This is a genomic window from Bacillus sp. 11B20 (assembly GCF_056098985.1).
On record NZ_JBLZWZ010000005.1, the window covers coordinates 193,939 to 218,748 of the forward strand.

Below are 24,810 nucleotides of genomic sequence, written 5' to 3' on the forward strand. Positions count from 1 at the left end.
TGATCGCATGAGTGGAATTCATTTAGAACACATCAGTCAGCACTTCGGTGAGCAGATTGCTCTCAACGATGTCAGTCTTACTGTGAATGAGGGAGAGTTTTTCTCCCTTCTCGGTCCTAGCGGCTGCGGGAAATCAACGTTATTAAACATCATTGGCGGTTTTTTAGAACCAACAAAAGGCGTCGTCTATATTGGTGATCAGGATGTGACAGCTTTGCCGCCTTACCAAAGAAAAACAGGTATGGTCTTTCAAAGCTATGCACTCTTTCCGCATCTGACTGTATTTGATAATGTGGCGTACGGGCTTAAGGTTCAAAAGAAAAAGAAGGCGGAAATCAAAGAGAAAGTGATGGAAAGCTTGTCTCTTGTTCAATTAGAGGCATTTGCGAAACGGATGCCCCACCAATTAAGCGGTGGTCAGCAGCAGCGGGTAGCGATAGCAAGAGCGCTGGCGATTCAGCCGTCTGTTCTCCTTCTTGATGAACCGCTCAGCAACCTAGATGCCAAACTAAGAAAAAACATGCAGACAGAGCTGCGAAATATTCAAAGAAATGTTGGGATTACAACCATTCTTGTGACACATGATCAAGAGGAGGCCTTAAGCCTTTCTGATCGAGTTGGAATTTTAGGAGAGGGTAGAATTCAGCAGATTGGGACGCCTTTAGAGGTGTACCGCCAGCCAAACAATCGATTTGTAGCTGAATTCATCGGACAGGTGAATATCTTTGAGGCCGTGTACAATGAAGCTGATGCTGCATTTACGGTTCCGCATGTAACCCATTCAAACGGTCAGCATCTTCAGCTGCAGGCTGCGGCACATCAAGAGAAGAGGGAAAAGCAACTGCTTATGCTGCGTCCTGAAAGAATCAGCATCTCTTCTGAGCAGGAGAAAGTTCAGCCAAACCATGTATCAGGCGTGCTGTCAGATGTGAGTTATATTGGGCATTCATTACGTTTGGTTGTGGGGCTTGATAATAGTGAAATCATTGTCCATGCTTCTGATGCTGCATTTCCCGAGCTGCCTGAAGTTGGAGAAACCGTCCATATCCATTGGCAGCCTGAAGATATCGTTTTCTTAGATTCGAAGGTGCATACGTGATGCGAATCAAGAAAAAGAATCAACGATTTCATTGGTTTATGCTGCTGCCAGCCTGTTTGTTTCTTGTTGTATTTTTACTAGCTCCGCTTGTGATGATGCTCGTTCTCAGTTTTCGCGATGTCGATTCGATGATGAATACATTACAAACGTATAGCTTTTCTCAATATATTCATGTGTTCACGACAGATGCATATGTAAAGGCGATTGGAAGTACTGTGTGGGTGGCTTTACAGACAACGGTGATTTGTTTATTGATGGCATACCCAGCAGCATACGTGCTTGTCAAGGCTCCTAATCCGCGTCTGCGGGCATTTTTCTATATCTTACTTGTGTCGCCGCTTTTGACAAGTGTTGTGATTCGGACGTTTGCATGGATTGTTCTTCTTTCGCAAAATGGTCTGATCAATGGCATGTTACTAGATTTACATGTGATTGAGAAGCCGCTCTCGATGCTGTGGAATATGAATGCGGTGATTATTGCCTATGTCCAAGTCATGCTGCCATTTGCAGTACTGCCGATCGCAACAAGTTTAACCGATATGGATCGTCACTTAAAACCGGCTTCTATGAGTCTTGGAGCTGGCCGGATTCGAACCTTTTTTCATGTCACCTTACCACTGACCATTCCTGGCATGGTGACAGGCGCGATCATCGTCTTCTCACTGGCAGCAGGAAGTTATATCACTCCGCTGTTAGTCGGCGGACGGATGCAGCCGCTGCTGCCGCTGTCAATTTATCAGCAGGTGATGCAGGTGTATAACCTGCCTCTTGCTGCAGCTATGTCCTTTACATTATTGGTTTGTGTGCTTGTGGTGGTCAGTCTACTAAGCTATTTATTGAAGCGTTGGGAGGCGAGGATGCATGCGTAAAAAGTCAATAGGTGACCGCTTGCTTTCTATCCTGATTTGGACTGCTGGGTCATTGGTTTATCTTTTTTTAACCATTCCTGTTCTTGTGATCGTCCTATCTGCTTTTAGTCCAAATGCCTTTCCTGAATTTCCACCGACTTCGTTCTCTGTTCGCTGGTTTCATGAGGTCGTGTCAAATCCAGAATGGATGGAATCGCTTCGGATCAGTGTGATTCTGCTTTTCATTGTGACGCCTCTCACGGTTCTTTTAGGGACAATGGCTTCGTATGCTTTAGCAAGGCTTTCCTTTAAGGGAAAGGAGGCTGTCCAAGCTTTCATTCTGTCACCTCTCATGATTCCTCAAGTGGTGTTAGGGATTGCTATGCTTTACTTGTTTACGGCTATGGGCTTTACAGGGTCTTTGTGGGCGCTCGTCATTGGTCACGTCATCATTGGTTTTCCCTATGTGGTTCGAACGGTAGGTGTGAGTGTTTCGAATTTAGATCCGCGTCTTGAGCTGGCTTCAATGAATCTTGGCGCAGGACCCATTCGCACGTTTTTTCGAGTCACATTGCCTTTGATTAAGCCGGGAATCATTGCAGGCGGAGTGTTTTCAGCTGTGACGTCATTTGGGGAAATATCGATCAGTTTATTCGTTTCCTCACCTCAAACCATCACAATTCCGGTCAGGACCTTTAATTACATTGAGCAGACCTTTGATCCAAGTGTCAATGCGATATCTGTCATATTTATTATCATTTCTATCATTGCGCTGCTCATTATTGAGAAAACGATTGGTCTGTCTAAGGTGATGTAAATATAATGAAGAAACAAGGAGTTGTCATTTGAAATGGCAGCTCTTTTTTTTGTTGTTTTTACAGTAAAAAAATTCATTTTTTTAGGGAATGTAGTTCTTAAGATTTAAGAATTTGCGGGAAACGAAAGGAGACCTCTATCCTAGATTTTCGGCCATATTTTCAATATTTAAGGGAAAATATGAAATTTTTGCGGTATTTAGTCGATTATTTTCGGTTGAACGCAACTATTATTAGTTATTTTCGGTAAATATCGTCAATTATCATGTAAACCCTTCGGTATAACGCATGAATCTTTACACCCATTTTTCGGTGAAAAAAACAATATTTTCATATAAAGTGGACGTAAATAGAAAATATCTAAAAGAAAAGAAGAAAAAGGCAAATCTATGGAAACATAGAGACGCAAAGCCATGTCCTAAGGTAAATGATTCTTTTTTGCTAAGGTCGGCAGGCTACCGAATCAAAATGGGAGTCCCTCCGTTTTATTCGGGGTGGGCTCCTTTTCTGTTAAAGCGTCTATTTTAATGAAATAGACTTGGTTCTTTTGATATAGAGGGTGCAGGGTGAAATTGGTGGAGAAAACATAGAAGAGGCGGAGGATGAGAATGAATACAGTTTATTACCCCTTAACACATGCGCAAAAGCGAGTATTCTATACGGAAAGATTTTATCCAGGTACAAGTATTTCTAATTTGGGTGGATTCGCCAGGTTGAGATCAGCATCTGGTCTCAATCCTTCTTTGGTCGTCGATGTGCTTCAAGCGTACATTCGACAAACTGACTCTCTTCGGCTGAGACTCGTATATCGAGATGAAGAGGAGGAGCCTGTTCAATATATCAAACCTTATGAAAAACAGCCGATTCGAATGGAAAAGGGCTGGAGTGAAGAGGAAGTAAGGGCTTGGGCGAACGAGCAAATTCGTGAGCCGATGCCATTGATTGACAGCCCCTTGATTGAATTTACGGTATTTCAAATCAGTGATCAAGAGTGCTGGCTGTTCTGTAAAGCACATCATATTGTCGCGGATGGGATTTCTATCATTTTAATGGGAAATCGCATTATTGATTTATATCATGACATGCTGCAAGGAGTAGACATCTCGCCAGTTGAGGAGATTTCCTTCGTTGATCACATTATGAGTGAGCAGACCTATGAATCTTCTAAACGTTTTCAAAAAGATCAAGCTTTTTGGAATGAGCAATTTGCTCATATTCCAGACTTCGCATCTTTAAAACCGCATAAGGGATATGAGATGAGTTTACATGCGGAGCGATTTTCAGGGGATATTCCAGATTCTTTAAAGGAGAAGCTTCGTGTCTTTTGTGAAGAACAGAAAGTCAGTATGCTTTCGATGTTTATGTCCACTGTCTATATTTACTTACATCGTTTTAGCGGTATGGAGGATGTCGTTCTTGGAACCTTTATGGGTAACCGGACGAATGCCAAAGAAAAAAAGATGATTGGGATGTTTGTATCGACGATTCCAATGCGTGCATCTGTTCAAGGGTCGCAATCGTTTGTTGATTTCGTAAAGCAGGTCATGGCAGATCAAATGAAGATCTTGCGACACCAAAAATACCCTTACAATTTGCTCATGAATGATTTGCGGGAAAGAGAAGGATTTACAGGACGCCTTTTTGATATTTCTTTAGAATATCAGGTCATGCAGTGGCAGAAAAAAGAGAACCTGTCGTTCATTACTGAACCGATTTTTAGCGGGAGCGGAATGAATGATATTTCAATACATGTGAAAGACCGCTGGGATACTGATACATTGACCATTGATTTGGATTACCGTACAGATGTATTCACAGAAGAAGAAATGAGTAAGATGTTTGATCGATTCTTGATTTTACTAGAAGCGGCGGTCACTCAGCCTGATCAGCTGATCGGGACACTGCCTTTACTTTCAGCAGGTGAACAAAAGGAACTGCTGCAATTATCTGAGGGAGAATCGTTTGAAAGACCAGCAGCAAAACCGGTTCATCACATGTTTGATGAGACAGCCAACAAATATGCAGATCGAACAGCCGTTGTAGCAGAAAATGGAACAATTACTTATGGAGAGCTGCAACAACAGGCAGTAAAGCTCGCACGTTTTCTTCAAATGAAAGGTATCTCACGTGATGTGCCTGTTGCTGTTTTGATGGAGCGGAAGGTAGATGCCATGGTAGCAGTCTTCGGCATACTAAAGGCTGGCGGGGCATATGTACCAATAGATCCAGCATTACCTGAGGAGCGCATTCAATTTATTGTGGAGGATTCAGGTGCTTCTATCGTGTTAACAGAGGAATCGTTCATTCAAGAGTACCCAGCCCTCTCGGAAAAATTGATCGTGCAGCAGCAACTATTATTAGATGATGGACGGCTGCCTGAGCTTCTCGATCAGACGGCGCCCGAAGATTTAGCCTACATGATTTATACATCGGGTACGACTGGAAAGCCGAAGGGCGTCATGATTGAGCATCTTCAGCTTCATCATTTGGTCCATGCTTTGCATCATGAGATGTATCAAGGGGCGAATGAGCTTCAAATGGCGCTTCTAGCCCCATTCCATTTCGATGCATCGGTGAAACAAATATTTGCTGCCCTTTTATTTGGACATACGCTTCATATCATCCCGCGAGAAACGACGAGAAATGGCATGCAGCTAGCGGCTTATTACAGAAAACATCAAATTGAAGCGGCAGATGGAACTCCGGCGCATGTGCAGCTTTTACTTGCAGCGGATTTGGACGGTCTGTCATTGACGCACATGTTGATTGGGGGAGAAGCGCTGCCTGCGAAAGCAGCACGTTCACTTATCGAAGCGGTTCGTATGAGTCAGCCTGATTTTACTCTATGGAATGTGTATGGTCCAACTGAGACGTGTGTGGATGCGGCAGTTCATCGCCTGAATCTCAGTGAGCTGAGCGAATCAACTGAACAGCGCTATGTGTCGATTGGAAAACCGCTTGGTCATCATCGTATTTATATTTTAAATGAACATGATCAATTACAGGTGCCAGGGGCTGCAGGAGAACTTTGCATTGCCGGTATAGGTGTTGGGCGAGGCTATGTGAATCAGCCTGAATTGACGAAGAAGGTATTCACGGCAGATCCGTTTTCTCCGAATGAGCGGATGTATCGAACAGGGGATCTAGTCAGATGGCTTCCAGATGGCACGATTGATTATCTTGGCAGAATGGACGATCAAGTGAAAATAAGGGGTTACCGCATAGAAACAGGTGAGATTGAAGCGGTGATGGAGCAGGTAGATGGAATTGATAAGGCTGTCGTGCTAGTAGTTGATGAAGCGGATGGGGAAAAGGCGTTAAGTGCTTACTATCAAGCTCGTCATGATGGTGTGTCTGTTGACATGCTGCAAGCGGCTATCAAACATCAGCTCCCAGCTTACATGATGCCGCTTTATTTCAAAGAACTCGATGCTTTTCCACTCACAGTCAGCGGCAAAGTCGACCGTCGTGCACTTGCTGCCTTAAAAGGTGATAGAGCGGTTCATGCTGTTTATACGGCACCTAGAAACGATATAGAAACGAAGCTTGTTCATTTGTGGGAAGACATTCTTGATCAAGAACAAATCGGTGTATATGATTCTTTCTTCGATCGAGGCGGGCATTCGCTCAAAGCGATGACCGTACTTACAAAGGTTCAGCGAGACTTTCAAGTGGAGGTGCCGCTCTCTGTTTTATTTGAACAGCAGACGATTGCTGCACTTGCTGCTTATATTGAGCAAGCAGAAAAGTCTACTGCAACGGAGATACCAAAAGCGCCGGCTGCAGATCATTATCCGTTATCGCCTCCACAGCAGCGCGTCTATATGGTGAGTCAATTGGAGCAAAGCACTGCCTATCATATGCCTGCTGTTGTGAGGTTAAAAGGAGCTCTGCAGCTTGAGAAGCTGACTGAAGCCTTTGACAGACTGATCTCACGTCATGATATGCTGCGTACTTCTTTTCATACGATAAAAGGTGTCCCTCGTCAGCGGATCGCTTCATCCGTTTTCTTTGAAATAGAACAGCTGACAGGTGGTACGATGGAAGAAAACATGCAGCACTTTGTCAGACCTTTTGATCTTGAGTGTGCGCCACTTCTTCGAATAGGATTGCAGTCATTGCATGATCAGGAGCATTTGCTCTTTTTCGATATGCATCATCTGATTTCAGATGGTCTTTCGATCGATTTAATACTGCGTGAGCTGTCAGATGCTTACGAGGGATCGGTGAAAGAACCATTGAAGCTTCAATATCAAGATTATGCTGTTTGGCAACAGCACCAAGACTTTCAAAAAGAAGAGGCATTCTGGCTGCAAGAATTTTCGGGGGATATCCCTGCTTTACAGCTGCTGACCGATTATCAGCGTCCAGCTGTCCAGTCCTTCGCAGGTGATCGTATCATCAAAGAAATCGATGAGGCGTTAAAGAATCAATTACAGGAGATTGCAGCAAACCATCACACTACACTGTATACGGTGCTGCTTTCTGCTTACTATACATTGCTTGCGAAATATACGGGTCAAAAGGAATTTGTGGTCGGAACACCGGCAGCAGGGCGTGTGCATACAGATTTGAATGACATGATCGGTATGTTTGTCCAGACACTTGCTTTGCGGTCAGAGGTAGATCCGAATGGAACCATGTCTCAGTTGATTGAGCAAGTAAAGGAAAAGACGATGCAGGCATTTGAGCATCAGCAATATCCGTTTGAGCGGCTGCTTGAAAAACTGAATGTGCCAAGAGATTTTAGCCGTCATCCATTGTTTGATACCGTCTTTACAATCGCGCCGGATCATTCAACAGCACAGCATATTGGAGACATGCTGGTCGAAGTCGAAGAAACCAATTTCCATATTGCAAAGTTTGATTTAACACTGCAAGCGATGGAGTCAGATCAAGGTTTATCCTTTGTACTCGATTACAGTACGGCGCTATTTAAACGAAGTACAGCAGAGCAGATGCTCAAACATTATGTTTATCTGCTGGAGCAAATGGTTCAAACGCCGCAGGAAGCTATTCAATCCTATCGCTTACTGTCTGAACAAGAAGCAGAAGCTCAGCTAAATAGGTGGAATCCGTTACCTGCGCCTTATCCAGCAGAAGAAACCATTGTGACGCAGTTTGAAGAACAGGTGCAGCAGCATGGTCATCAGCCTGCATTGCAATGTGAAGATGTGGTTCTTTCTTATCAAGAGCTGAATGACCGAGTGAATCAGCTGGCTCATTATTTGCGTGAAAATGGTTTTGAAAAAGGAATGAAAGCAGCCTTATTCTTTGAACGATCCAATGAAATGGTGCTCTCTGTTCTGGCTGTGCTTAAGGCGGGCGGAGTCTATGTACCAATTGATCCCGATTTCCCTGATGAGCGCGTGAAGCACTTTTTAACAGACAGCGGTGCACAATTCTTACTGACACATCAAGTGCTGCGCCATCGCTCGGTGCTCACTGCATTTGAGGGAATCATCATAGAAACAGAAAATCAAGCGATTGCTCAGCAGTCAGACAGCCCAATAGATGCTCATATTTTACCTGAGGACTTGGCGAATTTGACCTATACATCTGGTACAACCGGTAAACCTAAAGGAAATATGGTGACACACCGGAACATTTTGAGAACGGTGAAGCAATCGAATTATCTCACCATTCATCATGAAGATACGGTGATGAGCATCTCAAACTATGTATTTGATGCCTTTATGTTTGATGTGTTTGGTGCTTTATTAAACGGAGCAAAACTCATTGTTCTGCCAAAGGACCATATTTTAAACATGAATGAGCTTTCTGGAGCGATTGAGAAGGAAAAAATCAGTATTTTAATGATCACAACAGCTCTTTTTCACTTACTCATCGATATGAAAAAAGGCAGCTTGAAGAACGTAAGAAAAGTGCTGTTTGGCGGGGAACGTGCTTCAGTGCCTCATGTGGTGACTGCACTTGAGACAGTGGGGAAAGACAAGCTTGTTCATATGTACGGCCCTTCTGAGAGCACAATTTTCACCACATATTATCCTGTGAACCACATTGAGAAGCACGCGTTATCCATCCCAATCGGAAAGCCAGTGAGTCAAACGGCTGTTTATATTGTAGATGAATTTGGACATGTACAGCCGCCGGGCGTGGCAGGAGAGCTATGTGTCGCTGGTGATGGACTTGTGAAAGGATATTATAAGCAGCCAGAACTAACGAGCGAAAAGTTTGTCAAAAATCCTTTCCGCCCTGGAGAGACCATGTATAAAACGGGCGATCTTGCACGCTGGCTGTCAAATGGAGATATTGAATTCATTGGACGGATCGATCATCAAGTGAAGATTCGCGGACAGCGTATCGAGCTTGGGGAAATTGAACATCAACTGCTGCAGCATCCTCAGGTGAAGGAAGCTATCGTGATTGCTGCTCCGAATGACACGTTATGTGCGTATTTCACAGCAGAAGGATCTGTCTCATTAACTGATTTGCGCGAGCAAGCAGGACGTGAACTGCCCGTGTATATGATGCCGGCATTTTTCATGCAATTAGAGGAGCTTCCTTTAACGAATAACGGCAAGGTCGACAGGCGGGCGCTGCCGGCACCTGATCTTAGTGAGCAGGGGGCAAATGAATACACCTCTCCTCAATCAGAAACAGAGCGTCTGCTGGCGAACATTTGGGAGGAAGTTCTTGAAGTACCGCGAATCGGCAAACACGATCATTTCTTTGAATGCGGGGGCCATTCGCTGCGCGGCATGAAAATGCTGAACAGGTTGTATGAAGAAATGCAGGTGGAGCTCACTTTGAAGTCTTTATTTGAATCCCCGACATTAGAAGCGTTCGCGCTTGCGGTAGATCAAGCGGACCAAACGGAGATCAAGCGAGTGGAAGTTGCCAAAGAGGCGGCCTATTATCCAGTGACATCTGCTCAGAAAAGACTGTTTGTTTTGGAGAAAATGACTGATGCGGAGCAAAGCTACCATATGCCGGCGGCCTTAAAGCTAGAAGGCGTCTTTGATGAAAAACGATTTGAAGAGGCAATTGATCAGATAGTCCAACGTCATGAAGCTTTCCGAACGAGCTTTGATTTTGTTCAGAATGAACCTGTTCAACGGATTGAAACAAATGTCTCAATAAACATTGAAAAAATTGAACAGAACGGCCGAGACATACAGCAATTGATGAATGACTTTATCAGGCCATTTGATGTAGAAAAAGCGCCTTTACTCAGAATAGGTCTAGTTTCCGTCTCCGTAAATGTCCATTATTTACTGATTGATATGCACCATATCATTTCAGATGGGGCGTCTGTTGGCATTTTAATTGAGGAGCTTTCAGCCCTGTATCGAGGAGACAAACTAGAGGAATTGCCTGTTCAATATAAGGATTATGCAGTTTGGTCAAAAAGTGAGGCATCTGCTGCGCAAAAAGCAGATGAAGAGGCATTCTGGCTGGATCAATTACAAGGAGAGCTGCCTGTACTGGCACTGCCGGAAGACCTGCCAAGGCCAAAAGTGCAAACATTCGCTGGAGATCGTGTCTCATTTACAATTGAAGGTTCGCTTAAATCAAAATTGGACGAACTCGTTAGAACGCTCAACAGTACGACCTATACAGTCCTGCTTGCTGGCTACAGTATTCTTTTAAGCAAGCTTTCAAGACAAGAGGATATCATCATTGGTTCTCCGGTTGTGGGTAGAACCCATCCTGATATTCAATCTGTGATTGGCATGTTTGTGAACACGCTGGCACTTAGAACAAGACCAACAGGACATCAGACTGCTGCTGAATTTGCGTCAAATGTCCATCAGCTTGTGTTAGAGGCAAACGAGCATCAGCTGTACCCATTTGAAGAATTGGTAGATCAGGTGCAAACGGTTCGAGACACAAGCCGTCATCCAATTTTTGATGTGGTCTTCTCAATGGAAAATGCGGATATTCGTGATTTATCGATGGATGGGCTTCACGTTGTTCCACAGCCATTCGAGGAGAATATCGCCAAATTTGATTTGACCTTAACTGGAAACGAATCCGCAGATCAAATTGAGCTCGTGTTTGATTTTAATTGTTCTATCTTTCAAAAGACGTCAATTGAAAAGTGGAAAGAATATTTCCTTCATTTGCTGGAACAAATGGTGTCAGCGCCAGATCAATCTTTAGATCAAATGAAATTATTGTCACCGCAGCAGCAGCAAAAACAGCTGAACGAATGGTCAGGACCTGTCCTAGACGTCCCGTCAAATCAAACCGTTCATGCCCTGATTGAGGCGAAGGCACAAGGAGCACCGCATCAAAAAGCGGCGACCTTCTGCGGAACGAGCTGGACGTATAAAGAGCTGAACAGCCGGGCGAATGTAGTCGCTTCAAGGCTCATCGCAAGCGGCACAAAAACAGGAGACCGCGTCGGCATTCTCACCCGCCCATCTCTTGACATGACAGCTGCTGTCCTTGGCGTTCTCAAGTCAGGTGCGGCATTTGTTCCGATTGATGCAGATTATCCAGCGCAGCGTATTGCATACATGCTGGAAGACTGCGGGGCAGAGGTACTTCTGATGCAGAAAGGACTTACTGCACCACCTTCATTCACAGGTCATATCCTGTTCATAGAAGATGCGGTAGAGGGAGAAGCTCACGAGATTCAGGTTCAGATCAAACCAACGGATCTTGCCTACATGATTTACACGTCTGGGACGACGGGACAGCCGAAGGGTGTCATGGTCGAGCACCAGTCTCTTGTGAATCTTGCATTCTGGCACAATGATGCGTTCCAAGTGACGCACGAGGATCGAACTGCGAAATATGCAGGCTTTGGCTTTGACGCCTCCATTTGGGAGATGTTCCCGACGTGGATCGCTGGCGCAGAGCTGCATATCATCGACGAAGCAATTCGCCTCGATATGATCAAGCTCAATGCGTATTTCAATGAAGAAGGCATCACCATTGCCTTCCTGCCAACACAGCTTTGTGAGCAGTTTATGTCAATGGACAACCATTCTCTACGTTACTTACTAACAGGCGGAGACAAGCTGAAACAGGTGAAGCCAGTTCCATATCAACTCGTCAATAACTACGGTCCAACTGAAAATACGGTCGTAGCGACAAGCGGAATGATCGATCCAGAACAAGGCACGCTTCCGATTGGAACAGCCATTGCCAATACTCGTTTTTACATTATGGGTTCGTTATATGACCTGTCGCCGCCAGGCGTACCGGGTGAGCTCGTGATTGCAGGAAAAGGACTGGCAAGAGGCTACTGGAAACTTCCAGAGGAAACAGCCAAACGATTTGTCCCAGATCCATTCTATCCAGGCGAGCGCATGTACCGCACAGGCGATTTAGTGAAATGGACAGAGGGTGGCGAGCTGATTTACCTCGGCAGAATAGACCATCAGGTCAATATCCGCGGCTTCCGTATTGAGCTGTCAGAAATTGAAGCCCAGCTTCTGACGCTGGATTCGGTGAAAGAAGCCGTCGTGACAACGGTCAAAGATGCGAGTGATCAGGACGCCCTTGCCGCTTACGTGATCACAGAGAACGATACTGATGCAGAAGACTTAAAAGAAAGCCTAAAACGAACGTTGCCTGAATACATGGTGCCATCATGGATCATCAAGCTAGACCAATTTCCAATGACGGCAAATGGAAAAGTTGATCTGAAAGCATTGCCAGCTCCTGATATCGAAGCGAACCAAACGATATACGAAGCACCAAGAGACGAAGTTGAAACACTGCTTTGCGGCATTTGGGAAGATGTCCTTGGCGTCAGCCAAGTCGGTATTCACGATCACTTCTTCTTCCTTGGCGGAGATTCGATTAAAGGTATCCAAATGGCAAGCAGACTCACGCAAGCAGGCTGGAAGCTCGATATGAAACTTCTATTCCAGTACCCGACGATTGCGGAGCTGCGCCCATATATCGAGGAAGCCGATCTTCTCACAGCCGACCAATCATCTGTCGAAGGAGAAGTCATTTTAACACCGATTCAGCGCTGGTTCTTTGAACGAAACTTTACGAATCAGCATCATTGGAACCAATCGGTTATGCTCCAAGCACCAAATGGTTTGGATGAGGAAATCGTTCAGCAAGTACTGGAACAGCTCATGATTCATCATGATGCCTTGCGACTGGTGTATCCGCTCGAAGAAGGGCGCGTCATCCAGCGTCATCGAGGAATCGAGGAAAAGAATGTGGCAATTGAAGTGGTGGAAGTAAAAGGAGAGCTGTCGCAGCAAATCAAGCAGGTAGAAAAGCTGGCAAATGAAGTGCAGGCGAGTATATCGCTAGCAGAGGGGCCTTTAGTGAGACCTGCTATTTTCCGAACGGATCAAGGGGATCATTTATTGCTTGCTGTACACCATCTTGTCATTGATGGTGTGTCATGGCGCATTTTCCTTGAAGATTTCATGGCTCTTTATGAACAGTCGAAGCGCAGGGAAACTCTTACCCTCCCTGAAAAAACACACTCCTTCCAAGAATATGCCCAGAAGCTGACTGAATACGCTGTGTCAGATGAGCTGCTATCGGAAAGAGAGTATTGGAAAAAGGTACTTGCGCATTCCGTTCCTCCGCTTCAAAAGGATCATGTCACGGAGGATCAACGAATGCTTCATACAGAAACCATTCGTTTTACATTGTCTGAAGAGGAAACGCACAGGCTGCTGACGGATGTACATGAAGCCTACCAAACAGAAATCAATGATATTTTGCTGACGGCATTAGGATTGTCCATGAAAGAGTGGACAGGTGAAGACAGGCACTTTATTCATCTTGAAGGGCACGGGAGAGAAGACATCCTCCCTGCGGTTAACGTGTCACGGACCATCGGCTGGTTTACTAGCATGTATCCTGTGTTACTGGATATGTCGCATGCAGACGATCTTTCTTATCAAATCAAGCATTTAAAAGAGGAACTCAGACACATTCCGAACAAGGGGATCGGCTATGGCGTTTTAAAATACTTAACGCCTGACAAGATGAAGGACGATATTGATTTTCAAGTCACACCAGATATCAGCTTTAACTATCTTGGCCAGTTTGATGAACAGATCGGTGGCGGTGAAATGAGACGCTCTGCATGGCATGCAGGACAATCGCTGAGCCCTGAATCCGAGAAACCTCATGCGCTAGATATTGTTGGTTTCGTAGAACAAGCAATGCTCCATGTGACGATTTCCTATCATCACCTTGAATTCGAAGAGCGGACGATGGAACAGTTCAAGGAACTCCTAGAAAAGAATGTGAAGACATTGATCTCACATTGTCTATCACAGGATGAGAGTCAGATCACACCTAGTGATGTGGGGGATGATGATCTTACCATGGATGAACTTGAAAAGCTAATGGATCTATTTTAAGCAAAATGAAGAGGTGGACTTATGAGCAAGCAGAAAATTCAAAAGGTATATCCTTTAACACCAATGCAAGAGGGCATGCTGTATCATGCCATGCTAGACCCTGATTCCTCCTCTTATTTCACACAGCTTGAGCTTGGAATAAGCGGAGATTTTGATCTAGATCTTTTTGAAAAGAGCCTCAATGAACTCGTACGGACATATGACATTCTGCGTACAGCCTTTGTCTATCAGCAATTACAAAAGCCTCGTCAGGTTGTATTGGCTGAACGTCATTTAGATGTGTATAGAGAAGATCTATCTCATCTGAATGATCAAGAGCAGAAAAAGGTATTGGATCAATATAAAAAGCAAGTGAGAAAGCAAGGATTTCACTTAACGAATGATCTGTTGTTGAAAGTCGCTGTTTTTCAATTAAATGAAACAAACTGGCACCTGATTTGGAGCAACCATCACATCATCATGGATGGTTGGTCCATGGGTGTTTTGATGAAAAAACTGTTTCATTACTATGAATCTTATCGGAACGGCCGAACCCCGGATCGCTCACAAGGTAAGCCTTATGCGGACTATATCCAGTGGCTTGGAAAGCAAAACAAACAAGAAGCGGAAGACTATTGGAAGGAGCGGCTGGATGGCGCTGTTCAGCACCAAGGGCTGCTGCAGCAAAAAGAGGCGAACGGACAATATGACCATCAGGAATGGACGTTTACATGGGATGCACAAACGGTACAAGCCATTCAAGATGCGGCAAGACAATGCCAAGTGACAGCACCGAACCTTTTTCAGGCTGTCTGGTCCGTTCTTTTAAGCACCTATCATGCAGCAGATGATGTCACATTCGGAACAGTCGTATCGGGCAGACCTCCAAGTGTGTCTGGAATTGAGCGAATGGCAGGGCTGTTTATCAATACGATACCTGTTCGGGTGACATTGGATCAGGAACAGACCTTCAAACAGCTGTTTCAAAAGGTTCAGCAGCATGCACTGGAAGCGGAAAACTATGATTTTATGCCGCTTTATGACATTCAGCAGAAAACAGCTGCTGGAGGAAAGCTCTTTGATCATTTGGTTGGGTTTGAAAACTATCCTTTAGATCAGGAGCTGTCTGGTGACACCATGTCTGCACGTCTCGGTTTTGCCATTGATGTAAAGGACGGATTTGAACAAACGAATTTCGATCTGAATCTTCTTGTCTATCCGGGTGAAACGTGGACATTGAAAATCAAATACAATGCGGTGGCGTTTGAAGAAAAAGTCATTGAAAATATATCGAAACATCTGACCAATCTCATAAAGCAAATCATTCAAAATCCTGACATGTATCTTCATGAAGTGACATGTATCACAGAAGAAGAAAAGCAGCAGATTGCAGCGTGGAATCAGACGGAGAGAGATTATCCGAAGCACCTGTCCATTCCCGAGCTGCTCAATGAACGTATCAAAGCGCAGCCAAACCACCTGGCATTAGTCGAAGGCGAGCGAACATTCACATACGAAGAGCTTGGACAAGAAATCCGTCGTTTAGCCAGCATCCTTGTAGAAAACGGCGTTCAGCCGGGGGATGCTGTCGCGGTGTATATGAACCGATCAGCAGATGCGGTGATCGCCATTTTAGCCATTTTACACGCAGGGGCTGCCTATGTGCCGATTGATCCAGCTCAGCCTGAGGAGAGAATCCGTTGGATGCTTGAAGACAGTGGCGTAGCCATTTTGCTTTATGCTGACAGCCAGCCGCCGGTTGATGAAAGCATCAAAGCAATTCATGTGACCGGCATGACTCATCACTCACAAGCGGAGTTTTCAGTCGTCGAGACGTCTCCATCTCAATTGGCATATATCATGTTCACATCGGGATCAACTGGACGGCCCAAAGGAGTGCAAATTGAGCATCAGCATATTGTGAGGTTAGCATGCTCTCAGGAGAAATTGGGCTTGAACACGTCGGATCGTATGGCGCATACAGGAGCTGTCAGCTTTGATGCGATTACCCTTGAAATCTTCACTACGCTTCTGAATGGGGCGACGCTTTATCCTGTTGACCGTGATACTTTATTGGATATACACCGATTCGAACAATTTATCCAAACACATCAAATCACGGCGCTCTTTTTAACGACTGGTTTATTTAATCAGCTCGCTCAGCAGCGGCCGCAAATGTTCAAAGGGTTAAAAACATTATTCACCGGCGGTGATGTGATCAATGAGAAAAGTGCGGAGCTTGTGAAAAAGCATCATCCATCACTTACCTTGCTGAATGTCTATGGTCCAACAGAAAATACAACCATCTCGACCATTTACGAAGTAAGAGGAGATGAAACGGGTCCGATCCCAATTGGTCAGCCGATCAATCATACGTCAGCTTATATTTTAGATGACTATCAGAGACTTCAGCCAATTGGAGCGCCAGGAGAGCTGTATGTAGGCGGGGACGGTGTTTCAAGAGGGTACATCAAACGTCCAGATTTGACTGATCAAGTATTCATGGCAGATCCTTTTAAGCCGTCAGGACGGATGTATCGAACAGGTGACTTGGCTAGATATGGTGCGGATGGTCAGATCGAATTCCTTGGCCGTGCAGATGATCAGGTGAAAATTCGAGGCTTCCGTATTGAGCTTGGTGAAATTGAAACGGTGCTTCGCCAAGAAACGGGTATCGATGATGCGGTTGTACTTGTTCAGCAGCTTTCTTCAGAAGAAAAGGAAATCATCGCCTACTTCACAGGGAGACTCACAGAAGAAGAGGTGCGAGATGTATTCAATCAAAAGCTGCCAGCTTATATGGTGCCGCACTATGTGATGAAGCTGGATACCTTTGCACTGACAACGAACGGGAAGGTAGATCGAAAAGCTTTACCAAAGCCGAACGAAGTGCATCGCGAAGAGATCAAAATCATGCCGCCTGAGACCGAGACAGAAAAGGTACTAGCTGACATTTGGGAGGAGCTTCTTGGAAAAACGATTGGGATAGACGAGCATTTCTTCATGGCTGGCGGGCACTCGCTCAAGGCGATGATGATGTCTGCGAAGGTTCAAGAAGCGCTTCAAAAGGAAGTGCCGATTCAAATGATTTTTGAGAAGCCGACGATTCGCTCATTAGCGGCTTACATCGATCAGGATGGTCAAGAAGATGCCGGACATCCTATTTTACCAGCAGAGCAGGCAGATGAATATCCGGTATCACCAGCTCAGCGCCGTTTATACATTTTGCAGACACTTGAACCTGACAGCACGAATTATCATATTCCGATCGTCTTAACGCTTGAAGGAACACTCGAATATGAGCGGCTCAAATCAGCATTTAATCAGTTAATCCAAACGCATGAAATCTTAAGAACGAGTTTTCATATGAATGGAGAAGACATTGTCCAAAGGGTGCATGAATGGTCTGCATTTGACCTTCCTGTTCATGACATCAAGGAAGAAGAGGCTGAGGCATTTCTTGCTGAACGTCAATCGCCATTTGATTTAACAGCGGCACCCCTTTTACGAGCTCAGCTGCTAAAGGTCAGTGAGAATCGTCATCTTCTCGTTTTGGAAGCACATCATCTCATTACAGATGGCAGCTCCATGAAGACGTTCATTCAAGATTTGGCGAAGGCCTATGATGGAGAAGCTCTTGCTGAAAGAGCCATTCATTATAAAGATTACGCTGTCTGGCAGCTAAGTGAAGAAGAAACGGAGAAACTGAAGGAGCATGAAGCATATTGGCTGAAGCAATTTGAAGGAGATTTACCGGTTTTAGAGCTACCAACTGATTATCCGCGTCCAGCAGAACGTGATTTTTCGGGAGAACGATTCATGTTTGGCTGTGATCAAGCAACGACTCAGCGCATTCATGAACTGCTTCAGAAAACCGATACGACCATGTATATGTTCTTGTTATCCGCCTTTCAAGTGCTGCTTGCCTCCTATAGCGGTCAGGAAGATATCATTGTGGGTTCGCCTGTTGCTGGACGGACACACCCTGATATCCAGGACATGCCGGGGATGTTTATCAACACCATTGCAATGCGCGGAAAACCAGAACAAACCAAAACATTTTTACAGCTGCTTGAAGAAATAAAAGAAACAAGTGTTGATGCTTTTGCACATCAAAGCTATCCACTGGAAGAGTTAATTGCACATCTTCCATTAGACCGTGATACAACTCGGAGCCCGCTTTTTAGCGTGTCATTTAACATGCAGAACATGGAGGTTCCAGCGCTAAAGCTCGGCGATCTGCACATTTCGCCTTATGCCATTCAGCATCACTCGGTCAAATTTGATTTATCTTTAGAAGCATTTGAACGCGAGGGAGCATTAAAACTGAGCTTTGACTATGCAGCGGCATTATTTAAAGAAGAGACCGTCCGCCGGTTCGGAACTCACCTCCTAGCGATTATTCGTGAGGCGGTTCGTCATCCAGAGGAACAGATCGGCTTGCTCCGTATACTGGATCAGCATGAACAAATAGAGCGTCTGGAGAAAAAAGCCGAAGGGCCAACGAATCGTCATGAGCCATTCCATGTCCAATTTTCACGTCAGGCTAAGGAAACACCGGATGCTATCGCCGTCATGGATGATCAAAGAAAACTCACCTACCGTGAGCTGGAAGACATGTCACATGCACTTGGCTGTGAACTTAAGAAACGAGGCGTAGATAAAGAAAAAACTGTGGCACTGATTCTTGACCGCTCTGTCTATGTGATCGTCTCCATGCTTGGTGTGATGAAAGCAGGAGGAGCGTTTGTCCCGATTGATCCAGCTTTTCCGGCTGAACGAATCCGCTACACATTAGAGGATTCAGGTGCACAAGTCATCGTGACAAATAGGTCTCTTGCTGATTCCTATCAAAATCGCAAGTCGATTCAAGTGGTGCAGGTTGAACAAGCAGTGCAACAAAGCTATTCACTAGAACTGCCAGAAGTATCGGTCGATCAGCTCGCTTATGTGATTTACACATCTGGGACAACAGGGAAGCCGAAGGGAGTACAGCTCACGCATCGTAATCTATCACACTATGTCAACTGGCTGACAAATGAGGTGACATTGCAAGAATGTGATCGGACAGCACTGCTTTCTTCTTATGCATATGATCTTGGTTACACAAGCATTTTCCCTGTTTTAAAAGCAGGGGGGACACTCTATGTTCCTCGTGAAGAGGTGTATACAGACCCTGTACGTCTGATGCGTTTGATTGATGAACAAGAGCTGACTTATATCAAAATGACACCATCCTTATTTCATATGATGGCAGATTCTAAGGAGCATTCATTTAACGCTTTACGCCTAGTGGTACTTGGAGGAGAATCGATCATTCCTGAGGATGTTGAAACATTTATGGAGCAGCATCCATGCGTGGCAGTAATGAACCATTACGGTCCGACTGAGACTACCATTGGTACAGTGACCAAGCTGATCACACCGCAAGAGCTGGACGCTCTGAAGGAACGATCTTTGATCGGGCAGCCAATTGCACACACTAGAGCACTTGTTTGCAATCAGCAGCAGCGTCTTGTCCCTTACGGCGCGCCGGGAGAGCTTTATATATCTGGGGAAGGCGTGTCGAGAGGATATTTGAATCAGCCTGAGTTAACAGCGGAACGTTTTCTTGAAAATCCATATGACCCTCAAGAGCGAATGTATCGAACAGGGGATTTGGTCAGACAGCATGCAAATGGAGATATTGAGTTTCTTGGAAGAGTCGATGATCAAGTGAAAATCCGCGGCTATCGCATTGAGAAACAGGAAATTGAGCATGCCGCACGTGCTCTGGCATCTATTCAAGAAGTCTATGTGAAAGTTCTGCACCTGTCCGGTTTGCCGGAGCTTGCACTCTATTACACAGCGCCTGAACACATTGGAACATTGACGTTTAGAGAAAATCTTGCGGAGACACTGCCGGATTATATGATTCCAACGTACTTTGTGAAAGTCGATCACATTCCACTTACCCAAAATGGAAAGGTGGATGCGAAGTCTTTGCCGCTTCCGCATGAAGTGCATATGAACCGTACGGCGCATGTGGCACCAGAAACGGAACTTGAGCGGACGCTGTGTGACATTTGGTCAGAAGTTCTTGGGGTGGAACAAATGGGTGTTCTTGACCACTTCTTTGAATTAGGAGGTCATTCCCTCAAGGGTATGGTGCTCATTTCGAAGGTGCAAGCAAAGCTGAACAAGCATGTGCCGCTCAAAGTCCTTTTTGAAAAACCAACCATACGAGCGATGGCTGCCTACTTGGACGAAACGGATTCTTCGGTGGTTACATCCATTGAGCCGGCGGAAAAGCAAGATTTCTATCCCGTCTCTTCTGCTCAAAAGCGGATGTATGTACTGCAGCAGCTGCATCCAGAAGCAGTCACTTATCATATGCCAGCCGTTTTAATGATGGAAGGCAGCCTTGATGTGAAGCAGCTAGAAGCAGCGCTTCAAGCCTTGATCGACAGACATGAATCGTTGCGGACAGCGTTTGTAGAAATTGACGGCGTACCCGTTCAAAAAGTCTATCGCCAAGTGCCGTTTACATTAGAGGTTGATGAAATCGAGGGCGATCAGGAGCAGTCTGTCATCGAGTCATTCATTACACCATTCTCACTACATCAAGCACCATTAATGAGAGCAAAAGTGGCGAAGCTTTCTGATGAGAAATATGTATTCATGATGGATATGCACCATATCATTGCAGACGGTGTCACACGTAGCCTGCTTATTCAAGAACTGGCAGAGCTTTATGAGAAAAAGACGTTACCGCCAGTTCAGCTGCATTACAAGGATTTTGCGGTATGGCAGCAGGAAGAAAATCAGCAGGCGCTCCTTGAGAAGCAGCGGCAGTATTGGCTGGAGCAATATGCACAGCCGCCAGAAGACTTAGCGCTGCCCCTTGATTTTCCGCGTCCTCAAGTTCAGTCATTTGAAGGAGGGCGAGTCGATAGATGGTTGTCTGCTGAAAAGGTGCAATCTATCAAAACGCTCATGGCGGAAAAAGGTGTGAGCTTGAACATGGTGATGCAAACAGCATTTGCCATTTTCCTTTCGAAATTAACTGGGCAGACAGATATCGTCATAGGCGCTGTAACCGCAGGACGTACGCATGCTTCAATCGAACGAGTTCCAGGCATGTTTGTCAATACGCTTGCTCTTCGAAACGAAGTGCAGCCAGAAGACACGACAGCACAGCTGCTTGAAAAAATGAAAGATCGCAGCCTATCAGCCTATGAACATCAAGAATTTCCGTTTGAGGAATTGGTGGCTCAGTTAGATCTTTCGAAAGACACGAGCCGCAATCCATTGTTTAGTGTCATGCTGACTACAGATGACCGTGACCTGACGTTACCGGATTTGAATGGACTCAAGCTGTCACAAAAGCAGCAAGATACCGTTCATGCAAAATTTGATATAACGCTTGGTGTATTTGAAGAAAATGATCAAGTGGGCTTGCGCTTTGAGTATGCAGCGGCTCTGTTTAAAAAGAGCACCATTCAGCGCTGGAGCCGATATATTGAAAAAATCATAGACGATATGGTGACTAAGCTGAATCAGCCGATTTCAGCGCTATCTCTCATAACTGAAGAGGAAAAACGAGAGCTGATCAATGAATGGTCAGGACCTGTCCTAGACGTCCCGTCAAATCAAACCGTTCATGCCCTGATTGAGGCGAAGGCACAAGGAGCACCGCATCAAAAAGCGGCGACCTTCTGCGGAACGAGCTGGACGTATAAAGAGCTGAACAGCCGGGCGAATGTAGTCGCTTCAAGGCTCATCGCAAGCGGCACAAAAACAGGAGACCGCGTCGGCATTCTCACCCGCCCATCTCTTGACATGACAGCTGCTGTCCTTGGCGTTCTCAAGTCAGGTGCGGCATTTGTTCCGATTGATGCAGATTATCCAGCGCAGCGTATTGCATACATGCTGGAAGACTGCGGGGCAGAGGTACTTCTGATGCAGAAAGGACTTACTGCACCACCTTCATTCACAGGTCATATCCTGTTCATAGAAGATGCGGTAGAGGGAGAAGCTCACGAGATTCAGGTTCAGATCAAACCAACGGATCTTGCCTACATGATTTACACGTCTGGGACGACGGGACAGCCGAAGGGTGTCATGGTCGAGCACCAGTCTCTTGTGAATCTTGCATTCTGGCACAATGATGCGTTCCAAGTGACGCACGAGGATCGAACTGCGAAATATGCAGGCTTTGGCTTTGACGCCTCCATTTGGGAGATGTTCCCGACGTGGATCGCTGGCGCAGAGCTGCATATCATCGACGAAGCAATTCGCCTCGATATGATCAAGCTCAATGCGTATTTCAATGAAGAAGGCATCACCATTGCCTTCCTGCCAACACAGCTTTGTGAGCAGTTTATGTCAATGGACAACCATTCTCTACGTTACTTACTAACAGGCGGAGACAAGCTGAAACAGGTGAAGCCAGTTCCATATCAACTCGTCAATAACTACGGTCCAACTGAAAATACGGTCGTAGCGACAAGCGGAATGATCGATCCAGAACAAGGCACGCTTCCGATTGGAACAGCCATTGCCAATACTCGTTTTTACATTATGGGTTCGTTATATGACCTGTCGCCGCCAGGCGTACCGGGTGAGCTCGTGATTGCAGGAAAAGGACTGGCAAGAGGCTACTGGAAACTTCCAGAGGAAACAGCCAAACGATTTGTCCCAGATCCATTCTATCCAGGCGAGCGCATGTACCGCACAGGCGATTTAGTGAAATGGACAGAGGGTGGCGAGCTGATTTACCTCGGCAGAATAGACCATCAGGTCAATATCCGCGGCTTCCGTATTGAGCTGTCAGAAATTGAAGCCCAGCTTCTGACGCTGGATTCGGTGAAAGAAGCCGTCGTGACAACGGTCAAAGATGCGAGTGATCAGGACGCCCTTGCCGCTTACGTGATCACAGAGAACGATACTGATGCAGAAGACTTAAAAGAAAGCCTAAAACGAACGTTGCCTGAATACATGGTGCCATCATGGATCATCAAGCTAGACCAATTTCCAATGACGGCAAATGGAAAAGTTGATCTGAAAGCATTGCCAGCTCCTGATATCGAAGCGAACCAAACGATATACGAAGCACCAAGAGACGAAGTTGAAACACTGCTTTGCGGCATTTGGGAAGATGTCCTTGGCGTCAGCCAAGTCGGTATTCACGATCACTTCTTCTTCCTTGGCGGAGATTCGATTAAAGGTATCCAAATGGCAAGCAGACTCACGCAAGCAGGCTGGAAGCTCGATATGAAACTTCTATTCCAGTACCCGACGATTGCGGAGCTGCGCCCATATATCGAGGAAGCCGATCTTCTCACAGCCGACCAATCATCTGTCGAAGGAGAAGTCATTTTAACACCGATTCAGCGCTGGTTCTTTGAACGAGCATTCAGCGATCAGCACCATTGGAATCTCTCGATGATGCTTCATGCGCCAAATGGATTTGACCTTTCCATTACAGAACAAGTCATGCAAAAACTACTTTCACATCATGATGCACTGCGTATGGTATACAAGCAGGAACATAGCGGCATCCTGCAATACAACCAGCGGGAGCTACCGGAACCGATAGCGATTATTTCTCATGATGTCTCAAAAGAGCACGATGTGAAAAAGGCAATTTCCACATTTGCCAATGAGTATCAGCGTCAGCTGAACCTCGAAACAGGTCCATTGATGAAAGTGATTTGTTTCCATGCGGAAGATGGCGATCATTTACTCATCGTGACACACCATTTAGTTATTGACGGTGTCTCATGCCGAATTTTACTAGAGGACTTTATGTCTCTATATCAGCAGGCATCTCAGGGACAAGCCCTTGTCCTGCCGCTGAAAACTCATTCCTTTAAAGAATGGGCAGAGGCCATTGAACGTTATGCACAGTCACAGCCATTAAAAAGTCAGCGGGAGTATTGGGCAGAAATTGAAAGCAAACCATTAACCGCATTACCTGTTGATCATGAAGTGACGAAAAGAAGAGTTGCCGAAACCAAATCGGTTCAAATGCAGCTGACAGAAACAGAAACTGAGCATCTTTTGACCGATATTCATCTGCCGTACACAACGGAAATGAACGATATTCTTTTATGTGCTCTTGGTCTTGCTGTTCAAGAGTGGACAGGTGAGTCCCATGTACATGTGCAGCTTGAAGGTCATGGAAGAGAGGATATTTTATCAGGGCTGGATGTCTCTCGCACAATTGGCTGGTTTACGAGTATGTATCCAGTTGTTCTTGAAGCGAAGCCGGATCAGACCATAGCTGATGCTATTAAAGGAACGAAAGAAATGCTGCGCCGTGTGCCAAATAAAGGGATTGGCTATGGGATTTTAAAATACATGACAGCCACTGAACCGTCAGGGCACCATGTACATCCTGAAATCAGCTTGAACTATCTTGGACAGATTGATCAGGAAGTGACGACAGAACTCTTTGGGCCGTCCATCCATGATATGGGACGACAAGCAAGCCCAGATTCGGAAGCTGTTTATAAGCTGAACCTTAGTGGTCTTGTTCAACACAATCGATTCATTTTGTCTTGCTCCTATTGTGCAAGTGAATATGAAGAACAGACGATACAGCAGTTCATGGCATTGTTGAAGGAAAAAATCCAATCCATCATCACCCATTGCTTAGCGCAGCACGAACGGGAATTTACGCCAAGTGACTTCTCTGCGGCTGACCTTGAAATGGATGAAATGGACGACATTTTTGACATGCTTGAGGAGAAATTGACTTAACA

5 protein-coding genes and 1 riboswitch are annotated in these 24,810 nt (G+C 45.4%); all 5 genes read left to right on the forward strand.

The window, feature by feature from the left end; all coding sequences use genetic code 11:
- Positions 1 to 7: 7 nt before the first annotated feature.
- The 5 genes from ACN6NB_RS01795 (at position 8) to ACN6NB_RS01815 (ending at position 24,808) form a co-directional block, all read left to right on the forward strand.
- A complete protein-coding gene (locus tag ACN6NB_RS01795; protein ID WP_058837303.1) occupies positions 8 to 1,099 on the forward strand; it encodes an ABC transporter ATP-binding protein in 1,092 nt (363 codons plus the stop codon).
- Complete coding sequence (locus ACN6NB_RS01800) at positions 1,099 to 1,968, forward strand: ABC transporter permease (RefSeq protein ID WP_039176427.1); 870 nt, start codon at positions 1,099 to 1,101, stop codon at positions 1,966 to 1,968. The genes ACN6NB_RS01795 and ACN6NB_RS01800 overlap by 1 nt, the downstream gene beginning before the upstream one ends.
- Complete coding sequence (locus tag ACN6NB_RS01805; RefSeq protein WP_024424298.1) at positions 1,961 to 2,764, forward strand: ABC transporter permease; 804 nt, start codon at positions 1,961 to 1,963, stop codon at positions 2,762 to 2,764. Before ACN6NB_RS01800 ends, ACN6NB_RS01805 begins: the two co-directional genes overlap by 8 nt.
- A 368-nt stretch (positions 2,765 to 3,132) precedes the next feature.
- Positions 3,133 to 3,225: riboswitch (cyclic di-GMP riboswitch) on the forward strand.
- A 145-nt stretch (positions 3,226 to 3,370) separates the two neighbouring features.
- Positions 3,371 to 14,083, forward strand: coding sequence for a non-ribosomal peptide synthetase (locus tag ACN6NB_RS01810; RefSeq protein ID WP_474253204.1), 10,713 nt, complete (start codon positions 3,371 to 3,373; stop codon positions 14,081 to 14,083).
- A gap of 21 nt (positions 14,084 to 14,104) precedes the next feature.
- On the forward strand, positions 14,105 to 24,808 hold the full coding sequence (locus ACN6NB_RS01815; RefSeq protein WP_474253205.1) for a non-ribosomal peptide synthetase: 10,704 nt from the start codon (positions 14,105 to 14,107) through the stop codon (positions 24,806 to 24,808).
- Positions 24,809 to 24,810 lie beyond the last annotated feature (2 nt).

Excerpts from the sequence above, each read along its gene's own strand:
- ACN6NB_RS01810 (WP_474253204.1), top strand. The coding sequence starts at position 3,371 with ATGAATACAGTTTATTACCCCTTAACACATGCGCAAAAGCGAGTATTC.
- ACN6NB_RS01800 (WP_039176427.1), top strand. The coding sequence starts at position 1,099 with ATGCGAATCAAGAAAAAGAATCAACGATTTCATTGGTTTATGCTGCTG.
- ACN6NB_RS01795 (WP_058837303.1), top strand. The coding sequence starts at position 8 with ATGAGTGGAATTCATTTAGAACACATCAGTCAGCACTTCGGTGAGCAG.
- ACN6NB_RS01815 (WP_474253205.1), top strand. The coding sequence starts at position 14,105 with ATGAGCAAGCAGAAAATTCAAAAGGTATATCCTTTAACACCAATGCAA.
- ACN6NB_RS01805 (WP_024424298.1), top strand. The coding sequence starts at position 1,961 with ATGCGTAAAAAGTCAATAGGTGACCGCTTGCTTTCTATCCTGATTTGG.